Source organism: Saccharomonospora sp. NPDC046836, assembly GCF_040645195.1.
Taxonomy (GTDB): domain Bacteria; phylum Actinomycetota; class Actinomycetes; order Mycobacteriales; family Pseudonocardiaceae; genus Prauserella_A.
The window spans coordinates 317,272-335,038 of record NZ_JBEYXW010000004.1 but is presented as its reverse complement, the minus strand read 5'-3'; the positions used below and the strand labels follow the sequence as shown (position 1 = coordinate 335,038).

The window sequence follows — 17,767 nt, the reverse complement described above, 5'->3', positions numbered from 1 at the left end:
GCGACTGTTTCGATACTCTGGGTGATGTTGCTGATCCATCGTCTGGAGGTATTTCCGTCGTGCAGATGTCCTTGCGTGCCAAGGTTGTTCTCGTCTGTGCCGGTGTGGCCGGTGCGTTACTGTCGTCACCGGCGGTGAGTGCGGCGGAGCTGGAGCCGGCGCTCGTGCGCGCATCGGAGCAGAACGAGTGCAGGCTGAACGTCCGCACCGGCCCCGAGGTCAGCTCGCCAATACTCACCACACTGAGCTGTGTCAACTACACGACGTGCGTCAACGCGGAGTCGACGGACCTACCGTGCGGGCCCTATGTCGAGGGCGGGGAGTACAGCTGCGTCGGCGCGGACGGTGAACAGGTCACGGACAACCGCTGGGCCGACGTGGCCTGGCGTGCACCGCAACCGTCCTATGTGGCCGTTTCCTGCGCGACCTTCCGGTTCTGACGCCGGTTCACAGACCGAGGTGCAGGCGCAGCGCCTGGTCCAGCGCGTGGACGAGCTTCGGTGGCAGGCGCCCGAGCCGGGTGCCGAGGCGTTCGACGGCGATCGAGCGCACCTGCTCGGCCTGTGCCTTCGAGGGGCGGTCGAGTCCGGCTTCGCCGGCGGGCAGGAGCAGCTGGAAGGGGTACACCCTGGTGACGTTCGAGGTGACGGGCACGATCGTGACGACGCCGCGGCCGAGCCGGGAGGCGGTCGTGTTCGCGCCGTCATTGCTGACGATCACGACAGGTCGGCGCTTGTTGGTCTCGGCGCCTCTGGCCGGGTCCAGATCGGCGAGGTAGACGTCGCCGCGACGCATCAGTGCGTCAGGCCATCGGCAGTGGTGGGCTCCCAGTCGAGCGCGGCACCGGACTCGTTCCACTCGCGCCACGCATCGGCGTAGGCGTCGCCGAGCTCGCTGGTGCGCAGGAGTTCGACGGCCCGTTGCACGGCGGCCGAGCGGGAGCCGATGTCGTGGTCACGCGCGTAGGTGTCGAGGAACTCCACGTCCTCGACCGGCAGGCTGACGCTCATCTTCATACCTCGATACTACCCCCAGTGGGACTGCGGTAGTACCCCGTCGGAGAAGCCCATTGGTTACGTGCCCGTGGCCGCCGGTACGACGTGGCGGCCACGGGCACGAACTGCAGGTGAGCTCAGGAGGTCCAGACCACTGGGTCGCTGCGGTAGTCGTCCTCGTTGAACCTGGCTCCGCTGATGTCGGCACCTTCACGCCCGCCCTGCAGCTGGCACACCTCGTAGCTGGCGCCAGGCGTGGTGAAGTCCTCGGGTGTGCGGGAGTTCTCGCAGTCGGGCAGATCGCCGGTGAGCACCACTCCGGTCGTGCGACCCTCCGAGGTGATGGCGCTGAGGCGTGGCGGCAGCGTGTCCGCCAGGTCCGCGCCGTCGACGTTCTCCAGCGTGTAACGGATGTAGTACGGCACGACCCCGGCCCCGCGCTCGCCGTACTGGGCGTCGAACGCCGCCTGGTCGCCCTGCTCGACGGCGGTCACCGTGATGGCGACCGTGCCCGAGGCGCTGTAGCCCTCGAACGGGACGACGGCCCGCTCGCCGACCTTCAGCGTCGTTCCCGGCGGCGTCAGGCCGGCATCACCTGCCGGGCCTGTGTCGGCGGAACTGGTGTCCGCGGAACTGGTGGCGGAGGTGTCTGTCGCGTCGGCCGCCGTCGTCGCTGCCGCCGAGGAGGTCGGCTCGGCGGCGGCGTTTCCCGGCTCGGTACTACTGCAGGCGGCCGCCGTCACGGTCACAGCCCCCAGCAGACCCAGCACTGTGATGCGTGTGCGGTTGATGGGTCGGCTCCCTTCAGTATCTGAGTCTGACGCGGCAGCGTATCCCGGATCGACCGTTCCCGCTGGTGGGCCATGAATACGACAATGGGCCGTACCGGCAAAACGGTACGGCCCACCGCCGACAACCGATGCGCACGGTCGCCTCTCGGCGAATGGCGCGACGCGGCTCCAGCCGAACGGTATTCCGCGAGGGCGAATAGAGATGAGGCCCGGGGGACACTGTGCGCATCGGCAATCAATACAACAGCGGTCCGCCCGCCGATGTTCCCATGAGCCGGCTCACCCGTCCTCAGGCCGCATGCGGTTCGGCGGACCTGGTGTGGCGCCTGCGCACGAGCTCACGGCGCTCACGTTCCGTCATGCCACCGAAGATCCCGTGGTCGAGCCCATTGTCCAGTGCGTACCGCAGGCACTGCTCCCGTACCGGGCAGCGGGCGCAGACGGCCTTTGCCCGCGCCGTCTGCTGCGCACCGGGACCCAGATCGGTGACCGGGAAGAACAGCTCCGGATCCTCGTCACGGCAGGCGGCACGATGCCGCCAGTCGAACCTTTCCATCACGTGCCGCCTCCTTTCTGGCAGGATCGTTTATCGCCTCGGCACCAGGCAACCGAATTAAGAACGCCGACCGGCTCGGCGATATTCCATTCGCCGTCGAATACCTCGGCTACTTCGGTACGAAACCCTTCCGGTTCGGTGTGGCGGACCGCCGGTGCCGCTGGCCAGGGCGGCCGCTGGAGCACATACTGAAGCCGTGTCCACCCCGTCTACATCGGACTGGATCCTGCATGTGGATCTGGACCAGTTCATCGCCGCGGTCGAGATCGCACGGCATCCCGAGCTGCGGGGCAAGCCGGTGATCGTCGGTGGCCAGGGTGACCCGACGCAGCGCGCGGTGGTGGCGACGGCGTCCTACGAGGCGCGCGAGTTCGGCGTCCACTCGGGCATGCCGCTGCGCACAGCGGCAAAACGTTGCCCGGATGCCGTGTTCCTGCCCTCCGATGCACCCGCCTACGAGGCGGTGTCGGAGCAGGTGATGGCAACCCTGCGCGAGCTGCCCGTCGTCGTGGAGGTCATGGGCTGGGACGAGGCATTCCTCGGCGCCAGTACCGCCGATGCCGAGGCGCTCGCGGCGGAGGTCCGGCGGGCGGTGCTGGAGCGGACCGGCCTGTCGTGCTCGGTGGGGATCGGTGACAACAAGGCCCGCGCCAAGATCGCCACCGGCTTCGCCAAGCCGGCCGGCATCTACCGGCTCACCAGGCAGAACTGGGTGCCGGTGATGGCGCACCGCCCGCCGGATGCGTTGTGGGGCATCGGTGGCCGGACCACGAAGAAGCTCGCCGAGCTGGGCATCACCACCGTCGAGGAGCTGGCCGCTGCCGATCCCGAGCAGCTCGCCGAGCGGTTCGGCCCCACGATGGGACCGTACTTTCGCGCGCTCGCGCACGGGCTCGGCGACCGGGAGGTGACGGCCACCCCGTACGTGCCCCGCTCACGCAGCCGCGAGACGACCTTCCAGCAGAACCTCACCGACCGCGCCGACATCGAGGCGCAGGTCCGCGAGCTCGCCCGCCGGGTGAGCGACGACGTCGTCGCCGAGGGCAGGCCCGCCGTGCGGGTGGCGGTCAAGGTCCGCTTCGCGCCGTTCATCACGCAGACCAGGAGCGCTACCCTGGAGGCTCCGACGAGCGAAGCCACCGTGCTCGAACAGGCCGCACTGAGCGTGCTGGATCGCTTCGACCTGGGACGTCCTGTGCGGTTGCTCGGTGTCCGGGCCGAGTTCGACCGAGCGTGAGGCAGGTCACCGCGGGGCCGGTGCGACGCGAACGACGGACGTCACGCCGAAATGTCGGGACGGCCGGATACCCTGCACTACGGTGACTCGCTGGTCGAGCGGCGCATCGGCGCCGCCGTGCAGCACGATCCGGCTTGTTGAGATCTGGGAGAGAGCGACCCTGTGACTGCTTCTGCTGAGACCCTCTACGGGGCTGACGACCTGACCCATCTCGAGGGCCTGGAAGCGGTTCGTAAGCGGCCCGGCATGTACATCGGGTCGACTGACAGCCGCGGCGTCAACCACCTCTTCACCGAGATTGTCGACAACTCGACCGACGAGGGAGTGGCCGGTCACGCCGGCAGGGTCGTCGTGACCCTGCATGCCGACGGCAGCGTCGAGGTCGAGGACGACGGCCGCGGCATCCCGACCGGCGTGCACGCCAAGTCCGGCCTGTCCGGCGTCGAGCTCGTGCTCACCCGGCTGCACGCGGGTGGAAAGTTCGGCGGCTCGGGATACAAGACCTCCGGCGGTCTGCACGGGGTCGGCGCCTCGGCGGTCAACGCGCTGTCGCTTCGACTCGACGTGCTGGTGAAGCGTGCGGGCAAGGTGCACGAGATGTCGTTCGCGCGTGGCGTGCCCGGCGTCTTCGACGGCGCGGGCCCGAAAGCCAAGTTCACCTCGCAGTCGGGGCTGCGCCTTGTCCGCAAGATGAAGCGGGGCGAGTCCACCGGCACCACGATCCGCTACTGGTACGACGCCCGCTACTTCGAGACCGGCGCCGCGCTCGACGTGGAAGCGGTGCGCATGAAGCTGCGCAACACGGCGTTCCTGGTTCCCGGGGTCACCTACGTGCTCCGCACGGCAACGGGCGGCGCCATTGCCGAGGAGTCGTTCCACTACCCGAACGGCCTCACCGACATGGTCGAGTTCCTCGCCCCCGCCGGTGACAGGCCGGTGTGCGGGACGCTCGTGGTGAACGGCGCGGGTACCTACAAGGAGAACGCCGCCGACGAGAACGGCGTGATGAAGTCCAATGTGGAGCGCCATGCCGAGGTGGAGGTGGCGCTGCGCTGGGGCACCGGCTACGAGCGCACCGTCGAGTGCTTCACCAACACCATCCGCAATGTCCACGGTGGAACGCACCGGAGGGGCTTCGACCGCGCGCTGGTGAAAGCCTTGCAGGAAGCCATTTCCAAGACCCGTGGGCTGCTCAAGCCCAAGGAGGACCCGCCGGTTCTCGACGACGTCCTCGAGGGGATGACCGCCGTGATCCACGTGCGGATCCCGGAGCCGCAGTTCACGTCGCAGACCAAGGACGAGCTGTCCACCGCCGGCATCACCAGGGTGCTGCAGGGCATCATCGAGCAGCACGTCAGGGCGTGGGCCGACAACCGTAAGACCAAGGCCGAGGCCAAGGTCGTGCTCCAGAAGATCGTGGATGCCGGGCGTGTGCGGCTGGCGCAGAAGCAGCAGAAGGACGCGGCGCGGCGCAAGACCGCGCTCGAGGGCGCGGCGATGCCGCCGAAGCTCGTCGACTGCCGCAGCACCGGTGTGGCTCGCAGCGAGCTGTTCCTCGTCGAGGGTGACAGCGCGCTGGGTTCGGCTCGCATGGCGCGGGTCTCGGAGTACCAGGCGCTGCTTCCGTTGCGGGGCAAGATCCTCAACGTCCAGAAGGCCGGGCTCGGCGACGCGCTGAAGAACGCCGAGATCTCCTCGATCGTGCAGGTGCTCGGCGCAGGTACCGGCCGTACCTTCGATCTGTCGACCATGCGCTACGGCCGGGTCATTCTGATGGCCGACGCCGACGTGGACGGCTCGCACATCCGCACGCTGCTCATCACGTTGTTCGCGCGCTACATGCGCCCGGTGATCGAGGACGGCAGGCTCTACGCGGCCATGCCGCCTCTGCACAAGATCACCACCAGGGGCCGCAACCAGGAGACCTTCTACACCTTCAGCGCGCGCGAGATGGAGGCCAAGGTCGCCGAGCTGGAAACGGCGGGCAGGCAGGTCGTCAAGCCGGTGCCCCGGTTCAAGGGCCTCGGCGAGATGGACGCCGACGAGCTGTGGGAGACCACGATGAACCCGGCGACACGTTCGGTCCGGCGCATCACGATCGACGACGCCGAGGCCGCGGAGGCAGCGCTGGAACTGCTCATGGGCGAGAAGGTCGAGCCGCGCCGCAACTGGCTGGTCGCCTCCGCCGCGCGGGTGGACCAGGCCGCGATCGACATCTAGGGAGTTGGGTTAAGTCATGGCACGCCGCAAAGCCCCGAAGACGCGGGTCGATCCGGCCGCGTTCGACCAGGCCGGCGCCAACGTCTTCGACAACTCGGTGAAGACCGAGATCGAGGATTCCTACCTGGAGTACGCCTACTCCGTCATCCACTCGCGCGCGCTCCCGGACGCGCGCGACGGCCTCAAGCCGGTGCACCGCCGGATCCTGTTCTCGATGAACGAGAACGGCTACCGGCCGAGCCACGCGTATGTGAAGTCCTCCCGCGTCGTCGGTGATGTGATGGGCCGCTACCACCCGCACGGTGACACCGCCATCTACGACGCGATGGTGCGGCTGGCGCAGGACTTCTCGATGAACGTGCCGCTCATCGACGGGCACGGCAACTTCGGTTCGCCGGACGACGGGCCCGCCGCGTCCCGCTACACCGAGGCGCGCATGTCGCCGGAGGCCATGCTGCTGGTCGGTGAGCTCGGCGAGGAGACCGTCGACTTCCGGCTCAACTACGACGGTTCGCTGCAGGAGCCGTCGGTGCTGCCGGCGGCGTTCCCGAACCTGCTCGTCAACGGGACGTCCGGGATCGCGGTCGGTATGGCGACGAACATGATCCCGCACAACCTGCGCGAGGTCATCACCGCGGCGCGCTGGCTCATCAACCACCCGAACGCCACGCTCGACAAGCTCATGGAGTTCGTGCCGGGGCCGGACCTGCCGACCGGCGGTCTGCTGCTGGGCCTTGACGAGGTGCGCAAGGCGTACGAGACCGGGCGCGGTGTCGTACGGATGCGCGCGAAGGTCGAGACCGGCCCCATCGAGGGCAGCAGGCGCCAGGGCATCACGGTGACCGAACTGCCCTACGGTGTCGGGCCGGAGAAGGTGATCGAGCGCATCACCGACGAGGTCAACAAGTCCAAGCGCCTCACCGGAATCGCCGACGTCAAGGACCTCACCGACCGGGAGAACGGCACCCGGCTGGTCATCGAGTGCAAGGTGGGCGTCAACCCGCAGGCGCTGCTCGCCGACCTGTACCGGCTGACGCCGCTGGAGCAGTCGTTCGGCATCAACAACCTCGTGCTGGTGGACGGTCAGCCGCGCACTCTGGGGCTCAAGGCGCTGCTGGAGGTGTTCCTCGCGCACCGGTACGAGGTGGTGACGCGGCGGACGCGGTACCGCAAGCGCAAGCGGGAGGAGCGGCTGCACCTGGTCGAGGGCCTGCTGAAGGCCCTGCTCGACATCGACAAGGTGATCCGCCTGATCCGGCAGAGCGACAACGCGCAGGCCGCCAAGGACGGTTTGATGACGCGCTTCAAGCTCTCCGAGATCCAGGCGACCTACATCCTCGACACGCCGCTGCGCAGGCTCACCAAGTACGACAAGATCGAGCTGGAGGAGGAGCAGGACCGGCTGCGTGCGGAGATCGCGGAGCTGTCCACGATCCTCGACGACGACTCGGTGCTGAAGAAGCTCGTCTCCCAGGAGCTCGCCAAGATCGCCAAGGACTTCCCGACCGAACGGCGCACAGCACTGATCGACGGCGACCTCAAGGAGGTGCTCGCCGCGTCGAAGCCGGCGGGGCCGCTCGAGGTCGCCGACGACCCGTGCCAGGTGATCCTCTCGGCGACCGGGCTGGTCGCCAGGACCGCCGCCGAGTCGGAGGAGGTCACCGAGGGCAGGCGGCGCAGCGGGCGGGTGAAGCATGACGCCGTTGCCGCAATGGTTCACAGCACGGCGCGTGGTCAGGTGTTGCTGGTGACCAGTGCCGGGCGGGCGTTCAAAGTGGACGTTCTGCCGCTGCCGGTACTTCCCGAGCAGGCCGGGACGGTGTCGCTGCGTGGCGGGATGGCCGCGCGCGAGCTCGTGTCGCTCGCCAAGGGGGAGCGGGTGGTCGGCATCGCGCCGCTCGGCGAGCAGGGAGCCGGTTCGCCGGGGCTGGCGCTCGGTACCCGGCGTGGCGTGGTGAAGGTGGTCGCGCCGGAGTGGCCGGTGCGCGCGGAGGAGTTCGAGGTGATCACCCTCAAGGACGGGGACGAGGTGGTCGGCGCGACCTGGCTGGCGGATGGCGAGGAGGCGCTGGCGTTCGTGTCGTCGGCCGCGGCGTTGCTGCGGTTCCCGGTGTCGCTGGTGCGGCCGCAGGGCCTCAGGGGCGGCGGCATGGCGGGTGTCAACCTCGGTGCCGATGCCGAGGTGGTGTTCTTCGGCGCGATCCGGACCGACGATGTGGAACACGGCGAGCCGATGGTCGTCACTGCGACCGGTGCGACGGTGAAGATGACGCCGTTCGCGGAGTACCCAGCGAAGGGCCGGGCGACCGCGGGTGTCCGGGTGCACCGGTTCCTCAAGGGGGAGCAGGCGGTTGCCGTGGCGTGGATCGGTCCGCGGCCTGCGGCCGCCATGCGCAACGGTGACCCGGTCGAACTGCCGGAGCCGGATCCCCGCCGAGACGGCTCCGGAGCCGCCCACCCAGGACCAGACGTGGTAGGCCACAGAATCGAACGAGGCTAACGACACCCCGCCCGCCCGGGCGCGGGGGTGGGCCGGGGCGCGCGAGTCCCCCGCTCAGGCGCGTGAGTTGCCCGCTGGGGCGCGCGAGTCCCGCGCTCGGGCACACGAGTCCTGCACTCGGGCTGGCGAGTTGCCCGCTCGGGCGCGCGAGTCCCGCGCTCGGGCGCGCGAGTTGCGCGCTCGGGCACACGAGTCCTGCACTCGGGCTGGCGAGTCCCACGCTCGGGCGCGTGAGTTGCCCGCTGGGGCGCGCGAGTCCCTCGCTCGGGCTGGCGAGTTGCCCGCTGGGGCTGGCGAGTTGCGCGCTCAGGTGCGCGAGTCCCGCGCTCGGGCACGCGAGTTGCGCGCTTGGGCACGCGAGTTGCGCGCTCGGGCCGGCGAGTCCCGCGCTCGGGCACGCGAGTTGCGCGCTCGGGCACGCGAGTTGCGCGCTTGGGCACGCGAGTTGCGCGTTCCCGGTTCGGCGACTTCTTGACTGGGAGGTCTCGGCGGCCAGCCACACGATGCGTCCGCGCGGAAGGGGAGTCGTGCACCAGACCGGGGGACTCGCCGACCGGGGCGGGGGACTCGCGGACCGGGGCGGGGGACTCGCGGACCGGGGCGGGGGACTCGCGGACCGGTGCGGGGGACTCGCGGACCGGTGCGGGGGACTCGCGGACCGGTGCGGGGGACTCGCGCGGGGGTCAGGGGGCGGCAGCCCAGGTTTCGTAGGACGTCCAGGCTTGGAGGGTTGCCTTGCTCTCGAAACGGCGCCGTTCCCCGGAGATCGGGTCGGTGAACTCCAGCACCTTGGCTACCAGCTGGAGCGGCCGGCTGAAGTCGTCCAGCGCGGTTTCGGTCAGCACGGGATAGAACCGGTCGCCCAGAATCGGGACACCGAGCGTGGACATGTGCAGCCGGAGCTGGTGCGTCCGCCCGGTGGACGGCAGCAGCCGGTACCTGCCCAGCCCGTCGCGGTGCTCGACCAGCTCGACCCGCGTCTCGGCGTTCGCCTCGCCGGGCACCTCCTGCGCGGTCATGATGCCGCGTTCCTTGACGATGCGGCTGCGTACCGTCCGCGGTAGCGCCAGTTCCGGATCGTGGGGCGCGATCGCCTGGTACTCCTTGTGCACGAGGCGATCCCGGAACAACGTCTGGTAAGCACCGCGCAGCTGCCGGCTCGCCGTGAACATCACCAGGCCGGCGGTGACGCGGTCGAGCCGGTGCGCCGGGCTGAGTTCCGGCAGCCCGAGATCACGCCGCAGGCGCACCAGCGCGGTCTCGACCACGTGCTTGCCACGCGGGATGGTCGCCAGGAAATGCGGCTTGTCCACGACCACCAGACCCTCGTCGCGGTGCACGATGCCGATCTCGAACGGGACAGGCACCTCATCCGGCAGGTCGCGGTGGAACCAGATGAACGTCCCCGGCAGGTACGGGGTCTCCACGGTGATCGGTCCGTCGAGCCCGACGATCCGCTCCTCACGCAGCATGGCGTCGATGTAGGCCGGCTCGAGCCGGTGCAGCCGCTCGACGAGGTGATCCCGGACCGTCGCCCACGTCCCCTCCACCGGAAGCCGCAGCCGGGCGGCATCCAGACCGTGCCGCTGTGGCAGCGGGGACAGGGGACGCTTCATCGCCTCACACTGTAGCCGCCGGTTGCGTCAGTCCTGGTCGAGTAGCCGATGCAGGACGTCAGTGGCGGTTCTGATGCCCTCGCCGTCGAGCACCCGTCGGCCCCAGTCCAGCAGGGGCTGTCGCGTCGTGCGGATGTCGTGTGCGAGGCGGCGGCCCTTGGGCGTCAGGCCGACATGGACCTGGCGCCGATCGTCGGGCACCGCGTGGCGGCGGACCAGGCCGGAGGCGGTGAGGCGGTCGACCAGCCGGCTGGGGTTGCCTGCCTCGGCGACGACATGGGCGCCGAGGTCCTTGAGGCTGAGTGGTCCGGACTCGGCCAGCACGAGGAGGGCCTCGGCCTGCACGACCGTGACTCCCAACGGGCGCAGTGCCTCGCTGAACCTGCGGTTGATCTCCCGATGGGCCGCTTTGACCGCCAGCACGAATTCCAGCACCTCATCCACGGGCTCAGCCTAGATGATTCGATGACATGTCATGAATAATGTACGTCATGACATCAAACGACATGACACGCAACTCGACGGACGAGTCGATTCAGCACCGCGAGCTCACCGTCGAGAACTTCGGTGGGCCTGAGCGGCTGTGCCTCATCAGCACGGCCACGCCACCGGCGCCTGCGGGGCACGCGCGCGTCAGGGTCCTCGCGGTGGGCGTCGGTTTCACCGACTGCATGGCGCGTGGCGGCGACTATCTCCTGCAGCGCAAGCGGCCGTTCGTCCCCGGCTACGAGCTGGTCGGCGAGATCGTGGACTACTGCGCCGACCCGGGGCAGCCCGAACCGGCCTGGCTCGCCCCGGGCGTGCGGGTCGCCGCCTGCCTGCCCAAGATGGGCGCCTACACCGAGTACCGCGTGCTGCCGATCGGCATGCTGGTGCCGGTGCCCGATGGTCTCGACACCCGTACCGCCGCGGCGATCCCGCTGGACTACCTGACAGCGCTCAGCCTGCTCGAACGTCACGGTCACGTCCGGCCCGGTGACGCCGTGCTCATCCACGGCGCCACGGGCGGTGTCGGCGACGCGTTGTGCCAGCTCGGCACGTTGGCGCGTTTGCAGATGTACGGCACCGCCTCCGAGCGCAGCATTGCCCGGCTGGATCGCTACCCCATCACCCCGATCAACTACCGCACGCACGACATCGAGCACGTCGTCCGCGAGCACAAACCTGGTGGGGTGCAAGCCGTGTTCGACCATCTCGGCACCGGCATGCGCGCCAACCACCGCCTGCTCGCCGTCGGCGGCGTACTGGTCAGCTACGCGTTCGTCGGTCGGCCTGGGCGCATCCGAACCGGCACGGTGCTCGGTGCCGCCCGCAATCGGTTACTCGGCCTGTGGCCTGGTAGGCGCACGGCGATCTGTTCGCTGCCTCACGAGATCAGGACCGATCCGGCTTGGTATCGGGACAGCCTCGCCCGTCTGCTCGACCTCGCGGTCCGGCGCGCCATCGAGCCGACCGTCGGCGAGACCTATCCCCTCGCCGACGCGTCGGCCGCTCATGCGGCACTGGAAAGCCGCACCAGCAAAGGAAAGCTGCTCATGGTCACGGACTAGAAGGTGGCGGGTCGTGGAGGGGTTCGGCGTGGCTGGTGTAGGTGGCGCCGGAAGGTGTGGTGACGGTGACGGCGGCGGTATCGGGGTGCAGGTGGTAAGTCCACCCGGGCCGGTCTTTCAATCGGTGGTGCCGACGACAGTAAGTTGACCAAATTGGACGGTTCCGTTGATCCGTTGTGCTGCCAGGGAGTGTGGTGGTCGTTGTCGCCGAAAGGCGCGGGGCGGTGGCACGAGGGGAACCGGCATTCGCGATCCCGGACCCGCACGAAGTCGTCGGTGACGGCGGGCGGCTTGTACCTGCGCCGTCCCACGTCGATCGGAGCCCCGGTAAGCGGGTCGGTGACGATACGCCGCCAGGTCGAGGACCGCTGGTACGCGATCTGCCGGGCCACCGACGCCGCTATGAGCCCATATCCGGCCAATTGCGCGGGGTCGTTGTTCAGCCCGGTGAGGGTGTTCAGATCGACGTAGACGTGCACGTCGGCCTTCACCCCCGAACCGGCAGTGTTCGAACCGAGCAACAGCTCGGCCAGGACATCCGCCCGAAGTTGGTCGAGGGTACGGGATTCGTTGGTGCCGCGCAGGGTGCGGGCCACCCGATCCACCCGAGCGTAGCTCGCCGAGGCGACCTCGGCGAGCAGGGTGGACATCCCGTCCTCACCGTGCAGCAACTGCACTTTCCGCTCGGTTCGGCGTACCTCGGTCTGGCGGGCCGCTGCCTCGGGATCGATTTTGGTTGCCCAGTATTGCGCTACGTCATCGACAGCACCAAAGCCACCTCAGCCGGCACATCCGAGGCGCGCCCCCGAGCCTCGGCCAGCGCGTCGGCTTTCCGATGCATCAAGGCCTCAATACGCGCTTTCTGCCGAGCCGGGATCTCGAGCTGACTCAGAAGTTGTTGGTGTAACGAGGAATCCCTCATAACTCAATCATACCAAAAGGTGTAGCGCACTACAGGCAATCTGACCACGATACCCGAACCGTGGGGAACTGTCGCTAGTAGACAGTGAGACCAAGCCAACCCGAGGAGCGACAGTTTCACACGGCGCGCCGAAGGCGTGCTTGAAACCCAACAACACCAACAAAATCGCCTACTCCCGAGCAGCAGCAAGCTCCAGCGTTGCCGCCGCCGTCAAGGCATCGGTGATGAGGGTCGAAACCATGCCGGAGCGCAGCACGGCATCGATCGCCTCCGCCTTCGGCGTGGTGTAGCCGAGTGCGATCACCTCCGGTATCCCGCGCAGCTCCTCGTGGTTGATCGCGAGGACGTGATGAGCCAGTCCGGTGGACAACGCGTTGCCGTCGGCGTCGAACAACCGCGCGGCGACCTCGGCTTTCGCGCCGCGCTTACTGATGGCGTCGCGCTCCGCCGGCGTCAGCGAGTCGTAGACGGTCGACTCGCCGGGCTGCCATGCGCCGATGCTCACCACGGCCTTGGTGAGCTGACGGAACTGGCCGAACGTCTCGGCGATCCCCGGCTGGCGGCGCAGCGTCTCCGTGGTGCGCCGATCGGGTAGCACCAGCGGCGCGAAGATCGGGTACGCCTCCCCGCCGGACACCTGGGCGAGCCTGCTGACGGTCTCCACCGAGCGATCCCGCATGTCCATGCCTGCCTGCACGCCGCACAGTTGGACGATCGGACAACGCGGCAGCGAGTCGATCTGTTCGGTCATCACGTTCACCGACCTGGCCCACGCCAGCCCGATGACATCGTCTCTGGTCGCGGTCTCCGCCAGCAGCTGTGCCGCGATCGCCCCGATACGCCTACGGAGTTCGGAACGTGTCCCGCTGCTCTTCGCTCGTTCGAGCACGAGCACCCGATTCAGGTCGTAGGCCGAACGCAGCTCCTCGGACAGTCCGGGTTCGATCGGCGCCGGCAGCTCGAACTCCACCCTGACCAGGCCGGTCTCCCGTGCGGCATCGAGAATCCTGGCCACCTTGAAGCGGCTCAGCCCGAGGGCGTCCGCGATCTCCAGTTTGGACTCTCCCTGGACGTAGAACCGATGGGCGATCGCCGCGGCCTGTGCCGCGTCAGCCAATCCCCAAGGACGCCGCTGCCTGCTCATATGAGCACTCTAGCGCGAAATGCGGGCGAAAGGTTGACGTAACAGCCAGGTAAGTCCTTCAATGCCAGGCACGTGAGCAAAGCTGATAAGGCAATAAGTGCTCATGTGAGCACAATGCAGTGGAAGGTGGAGTTGCATGCGCGCCGCGATCGTCGACCGCCCTGGGGTCATCAGAGTCGGTGACGTACCCGACCCCACCCCCGGTGCCCGGCAGGTCGTGGTCAAGGTGGGGGCGTGCGGCATCTGCGGCACTGACCTGCACATCGCCGATGGGCACTTCCCACCGACGCCGTACCCGATCGTGCCAGGTCACGAGTTCGCCGGTGAGATCGTCGAGCTCGGCGCCGAGGTGCCGGGCGGCTGGCGGGTCGGCGACCGGGTGGCGGTCGATCCCTCGCTGTTCTGCGGATACTGCACCCCATGCCGCTCCGGCCATGGCAACCTCTGCGCGAACTGGGGCGCCACCGGGGACACCGTCGACGGCGCCTTCGCCGAGTACGTCGCCGTGCCGGCGGCGAACTGTTACCGGCTTCCCGACGAGCTGACCTGGCAACAGGGCGCGCTCGTGGAGCCCGTGTCGTGTGCGGTGCACGGTGTGCGTCGCATCGGGGTCGAGGCGGGGGAGCGGTTCCTGGTGATGGGTGCGGGCACGATGGGCCTCATCATGCAGCAGTTGCTGCAGCGTGCGGGCGCGTCCGTGACCGTCGTCGACCGCAACACCACCCGCCTGACCAGGGCCAAACAGCTCGGCGCTGTCGCCGTCGCCGGTTCCGCCGCCGAGCTGGACGGTGAGACGTTCGACGCCGCGGCCGACTGCACCGGTGCCGCACCCGCCATCGAAGCCGCGTTCGACGCGCTGCGCAGGGGCGGCAGGCTGCTGGTCTTCGGGGTCGCGCCCGAGCAGGCGCGCGTCGCGCTGTCGCCGTTTCGCATCTACAACGACGAGATCACCATCGTGGGCTCGATGGCGGTGCTGAACAGCTTCGGCGCGGCGCTGGCTCTGGTCGCCGCCGGGGCCGTCGACACCGACGCGCTGCTCACCGACACGCTGCCGCTCGAACGGTATCCCGACGCGCTCGCGCTCATGCGCAGCGGTGCCGGGCTGAAGGTCCAGGTGATTCCGGGAGGCGCCGACGATGCGTAAACCCTCCGGCAGCCGGCGGCATGGCCGGCTGCCCCTGCTCCTGCTCGCTGCACTGCTGACGCTCACCGGTTGCGCCGGCGCCGGTGCGCTCGGGGCCGGTGGGCAGACCCTGGTCATCGCGATCGTGGCGAACCCTCAGATGAACGACGCGATCGCGCTGTCCGACCGGTTCGAGCAGGAACACCCCGGTATCCAGCTCAAGTTCGTGTCGCTGCCGGAAAACCAGGCCCGCGCCAAGATCACGGCCTCGACCGCCACCCAGGGTGGCGAGTTCGACGTCGTCATGATCAGTAACTACGAGACGCCGCAGTGGGCGGCCAACGGCTGGCTGGAGAACCTGCAGCCCTACCTCGATGCCGATCCCGGCTATGACAGCGCCGACTTCATCCCCAGCATCCGTGAGTCGTTGTCCTATCAGGACTCGATGTATGCGGTGCCGTTCTACGGCGAATCGTCGTTCCTGGCCTACCGCAAGGATCTTTTCGACCAGGCAGGCCTGACCATGCCGGAACGTCCTACCTGGCAACAGATCGCCGAGTTCGCGGCCACATTGGATGACAAGGCGAACGGGGTGTCCGGGATCTGCCTGCGCGGTAAGCCGGGCTGGGGTGAGAGCCTCGCGCCGTTCACCACCGTCGTGAACACCTTCGGCGGCCGGTGGTTCGATCGGGACTGGAACGCGCAGCTGACCTCGCCGGAGTTCCGTGCCGCGGCCGAGTTCTACGTCCGCCTGGTGCGTGAGCACGGCGAGACGGGCGCCTCCAGCGCCGGGTTCTCCGAATGCGGCACTCGCTACGGGCAGGGGCAGGCCGCGATGTGGTACGACGCGACGGTTATGGCAGGCACCAATGAGGACCCGGACAGCAGCAAGGTCGTCGGCAAATCCGGTTACGTTGCCGCGCCGGTGGCCGAGACCCCCGCGAGTGGCTGGCTCTACACGTGGTCGCTGGCGATGCCCAAGGTCACCGAGCACAAACAGGCGGCATGGGACTTCATGAGCTGGATGACCGGTAAGGAGTTCGTGCAGACGGTCGGTGCGGAGTTCGGCTGGAACCGCGTACCGCCGGGCTGCCGTCAGTCCACTTACGACATCCCCGAGTACGCCCAAGCGGCGGCGGCCTACGCACAGCCGACGCTCGACGGGATCCGGCAGGCCGACCAGCAGCAGACGATGACCGAACCGGTGCCGTACCCGGGCATCCAGTTCGTCGGCATTCCCGAGTTCCAGGACCTGGGCACCCGGGTGAGTCAGCAGCTCTCCGCCGCCATCGCGGGCCAGATCACGGTCGATGAGGCATTGCGGCAGTCGCAGGAGTACGCCGAAACGGTCGGCAGGGCCTACCGGGAGACGCGATGACCACAACCACACGGCCCGCCCCGCCGGCCGGCACCACCGCGGCCGGGCCCGCGCGGCGCGCGATGACAGGCGCCTGGAAGCGGCGGGCGCCCCTGCTGCCCGCACTCGTGTTCACGATCGCGGTGACGCAGGTTCCCTTCCTGCTCACGGTGTTCTACTCGTTCCAGTCGTGGAACCTGGTGCGGCCCGGTTCGCAGCATTTCGTCGGCCTGAGCAACTACGTCGATGTGTTCGCCGACAGCGTGTTCCGCGGCGCGATGCTCAACACCGTGGTGCTCACGGTCGTGTGCGTGTTCGTCTCGATGCTGCTGGGGCTCGGTTTCGCGCTGCTGCTCGACCGCAAGTTCACCGGCCGCGGGGTGGTTCGCACACTGATCATCACGCCGTTCCTCATCCTTCCCGCAGCCGGGGCGTTGCTGTGGAAGACGACGATTTTCGACCCGGTGTACGGGCTACTCAACTTCGTTCTCGGCACGGACATCGACTGGCTGTCGGAGTTCCCCCTGACGTCGGTGATGACACAGGTGGTCTGGCAGTGGACGCCGTTCATGACACTGCTGATCCTCGCCGGGCTGCAGGCACAGTCCAAAGAGGTCCTCGAGGCCGCGCAGGTAGACGGTGCGGGGCGGTGGCGCACGTTCGCGTCCATCACACTGCCTCAGCTCACGAGGTACCTGCAGCTCGCGGCGCTGCTCGGCGCGATCTACATCGTGAACTCGTTCGACGCGATCTACCTGATGACGCAGGGCGGACCGGGCACCGCAAGCACCAACCTGCCGTTCTACATCTATCAGCGCGCGTTCGAGGGTTTCGACATCGGCCAGTCCTCCGCGATGGGGGTGGTGGTCGTCGTGCTGACGCTGATCGTGGCGACGTTCACGCTGCGCCTGATGTTCCGGGCCTTCGACGTGACCGGAGGTGTGAGATGAGGCTGGGCCGCATCGGGCTGACCGCCTTCACCTGGCTGGTCGCCATGCTGTTCGTGTTCCCGCTGGTGTGGATGGTGCTGACGGCCTTCAAACAGGAGGCCGACGCCTACACCGACCCTCCGCGGCTGTTCTTCACGCCGACGCTGGAGCAGTTCGCCGGCGTGTTCGAGCGCGGTTTCCTGCCGTACCTGGCCAACTCGGCGTTCGTGACGGTGATCTCGACGCTGGCCGTGCTGGTACTGGCGATCCCCGCGGCCTATGCGCTGTCGCTGGCGCCGGTGCGGGGCACGAGCAACGCGCTGGGCTTCTTCCTGTCCACGAAGATGCTGCCGATCGTCGCGGCGATCATCCCGCTCTACGTCATCTCGCAGAACGTGCAGCTACTGGACAACGTGTGGGCACTCAACATCCTTTACACCGCAATGAATCTGCCACTCGCGGTGTGGATGCTGCGCTCGTTCCTCCTCGAGGTGCCCAAGGAGATGATCGAGGCGGCGAGGGTGGACGGCGCCGGTCTGCCGACCCTGCTCTACCGCATCGTGTTGCCCGTCGTGGCGCCCGGCATCGCGGCGACCGCGCTGATCTGCGTGATCTTCTCCTGGACCGAGTTCTTCTACGCCGTCAACCTCACGGCAGCGCGGGCGGGCACGGTGCCGGTGTTCCTTTCCGGGTTCATCACCAGTGAGGGCCTGTACTGGGCCCAGCTCTCTGCGGCCGCGCTGCTCGCCTCGCTACCGGTCATGATCATCGGCTGGTTCGCGCAGAACCACTTGGTCCGTGGTCTGTCGATGGGTGCGGTGAAATAG

General features: G+C 68.3%; 17 protein-coding genes. 9 read left to right on the top strand and 8 right to left on the bottom strand.

Annotation, left to right across the window (positions count from 1 at the left end; all coding sequences use genetic code 11):
• Positions 1–65: 65 nt before the first annotated feature.
• Positions 66–440, top strand: coding sequence for a hypothetical protein (locus tag ABZ863_RS08225; protein ID WP_358532349.1), 375 nt, complete (start codon positions 66–68; stop codon positions 438–440).
• A 7-nt stretch (positions 441–447) separates the two neighbouring features.
• On the opposite strand, the gene ABZ863_RS08220 is transcribed toward ABZ863_RS08225, so the two are convergent.
• The 4 genes from ABZ863_RS08220 to ABZ863_RS08205 all read right to left on the bottom strand — a co-directional run bounded on the left by ABZ863_RS08220 (position 448) and on the right by ABZ863_RS08205 (position 2,342).
• Entirely contained in the window at positions 448–795 is a 348-nt protein-coding gene (locus ABZ863_RS08220) for a type II toxin-antitoxin system PemK/MazF family toxin (RefSeq protein ID WP_358532347.1), read from the bottom strand.
• Entirely contained in the window at positions 795–1,016 is a 222-nt protein-coding gene (locus ABZ863_RS08215; protein ID WP_358532345.1) for a ribbon-helix-helix domain-containing protein, read from the bottom strand. Before ABZ863_RS08215 ends, ABZ863_RS08220 begins: the two co-directional genes overlap by 1 nt.
• Before the next feature lie 116 nt (positions 1,017–1,132).
• Entirely contained in the window at positions 1,133–1,744 is a 612-nt protein-coding gene (locus ABZ863_RS08210) for a hypothetical protein (protein WP_358532343.1), read from the bottom strand.
• Positions 1,745–2,075: 331 nt separating this feature from the next.
• Positions 2,076–2,342, bottom strand: a complete 267-nt coding sequence (locus ABZ863_RS08205; RefSeq protein ID WP_358532341.1) for a WhiB family transcriptional regulator — start codon at positions 2,340–2,342, stop codon at positions 2,076–2,078.
• Between the two features lie 196 nt (positions 2,343–2,538).
• Here ABZ863_RS08205 and ABZ863_RS08200 point away from each other — a divergent pair, with 196 nt between their 5' ends.
• The 3 genes from ABZ863_RS08200 to ABZ863_RS08190 all read left to right on the top strand — a co-directional run bounded on the left by ABZ863_RS08200 (position 2,539) and on the right by ABZ863_RS08190 (position 8,299).
• Positions 2,539–3,579: a DNA polymerase IV gene (locus ABZ863_RS08200; protein ID WP_358532339.1), complete on the top strand. Its 1,041-nt coding sequence runs from the start codon at positions 2,539–2,541 to the stop codon at positions 3,577–3,579.
• A 162-nt stretch (positions 3,580–3,741) separates the two neighbouring features.
• Positions 3,742–5,799 (top strand): DNA topoisomerase IV subunit B, encoded by a 2,058-nt coding sequence (locus ABZ863_RS08195; protein WP_358532337.1) that lies wholly within the window; start codon positions 3,742–3,744, stop codon positions 5,797–5,799.
• Positions 5,800–5,815: 16 nt separating this feature from the next.
• Positions 5,816–8,299: a DNA topoisomerase IV subunit A gene (locus ABZ863_RS08190; protein WP_358532335.1), complete on the top strand. Its 2,484-nt coding sequence runs from the start codon at positions 5,816–5,818 to the stop codon at positions 8,297–8,299.
• A 683-nt stretch (positions 8,300–8,982) separates the two neighbouring features.
• On the opposite strand, the gene ABZ863_RS08185 is transcribed toward ABZ863_RS08190, so the two are convergent.
• Positions 8,983–9,915, bottom strand: coding sequence for an RluA family pseudouridine synthase (locus tag ABZ863_RS08185; RefSeq protein ID WP_358532333.1), 933 nt, complete (start codon positions 9,913–9,915; stop codon positions 8,983–8,985).
• A 27-nt stretch (positions 9,916–9,942) separates the two neighbouring features.
• On the bottom strand, positions 9,943–10,359 hold the full coding sequence (locus ABZ863_RS08180) for a MarR family transcriptional regulator (RefSeq protein ID WP_358532331.1): 417 nt from the start codon (positions 10,357–10,359) through the stop codon (positions 9,943–9,945).
• Between the two features lie 47 nt (positions 10,360–10,406).
• On the opposite strand from ABZ863_RS08180, the gene ABZ863_RS08175 reads away from it, so the two are divergent.
• Positions 10,407–11,465 carry a zinc-binding dehydrogenase gene (locus ABZ863_RS08175; protein ID WP_358532329.1) on the top strand — a complete coding sequence of 353 codons (1,059 nt, stop codon included), beginning with the start codon at positions 10,407–10,409 and terminating at the stop codon, positions 11,463–11,465.
• Here the strand turns inward: ABZ863_RS08175 and ABZ863_RS08170 are convergent.
• Positions 11,462–12,196, bottom strand: a complete 735-nt coding sequence (locus ABZ863_RS08170) for a DUF222 domain-containing protein (protein ID WP_358532414.1) — start codon at positions 12,194–12,196, stop codon at positions 11,462–11,464. The two genes, ABZ863_RS08175 and ABZ863_RS08170, sit on opposite strands and share 4 nt — an antisense overlap.
• 360 nt (positions 12,197–12,556) lie before the next feature.
• Complete coding sequence (locus ABZ863_RS08165; protein WP_358532327.1) at positions 12,557–13,531, bottom strand: sugar-binding domain-containing protein; 975 nt, start codon at positions 13,529–13,531, stop codon at positions 12,557–12,559.
• Positions 13,532–13,667: 136 nt separating this feature from the next.
• Between ABZ863_RS08165 and ABZ863_RS08160 the strand changes: the two genes are divergently transcribed.
• Genes ABZ863_RS08160 through ABZ863_RS08145 form a run of 4 tightly spaced genes read left to right on the top strand, consistent with a single transcriptional unit; the run spans position 13,668 to position 17,767 of the window.
• Positions 13,668–14,675 (top strand): zinc-dependent alcohol dehydrogenase family protein, encoded by a 1,008-nt coding sequence (locus tag ABZ863_RS08160; protein ID WP_358532325.1) that lies wholly within the window; start codon positions 13,668–13,670, stop codon positions 14,673–14,675.
• Positions 14,668–16,032, top strand: a complete 1,365-nt coding sequence (locus tag ABZ863_RS08155; RefSeq protein WP_358532323.1) for a sugar ABC transporter substrate-binding protein — start codon at positions 14,668–14,670, stop codon at positions 16,030–16,032. The genes ABZ863_RS08160 and ABZ863_RS08155 overlap by 8 nt, the downstream gene beginning before the upstream one ends.
• Positions 16,029–16,961 carry a sugar ABC transporter permease gene (locus ABZ863_RS08150; RefSeq protein ID WP_358532321.1) on the top strand — a complete coding sequence of 311 codons (933 nt, stop codon included), beginning with the start codon at positions 16,029–16,031 and terminating at the stop codon, positions 16,959–16,961. Before ABZ863_RS08155 ends, ABZ863_RS08150 begins: the two co-directional genes overlap by 4 nt.
• Entirely contained in the window at positions 16,958–17,767 is an 810-nt protein-coding gene (locus ABZ863_RS08145; RefSeq protein ID WP_358532319.1) for a carbohydrate ABC transporter permease, read from the top strand. The genes ABZ863_RS08150 and ABZ863_RS08145 overlap by 4 nt, the downstream gene beginning before the upstream one ends.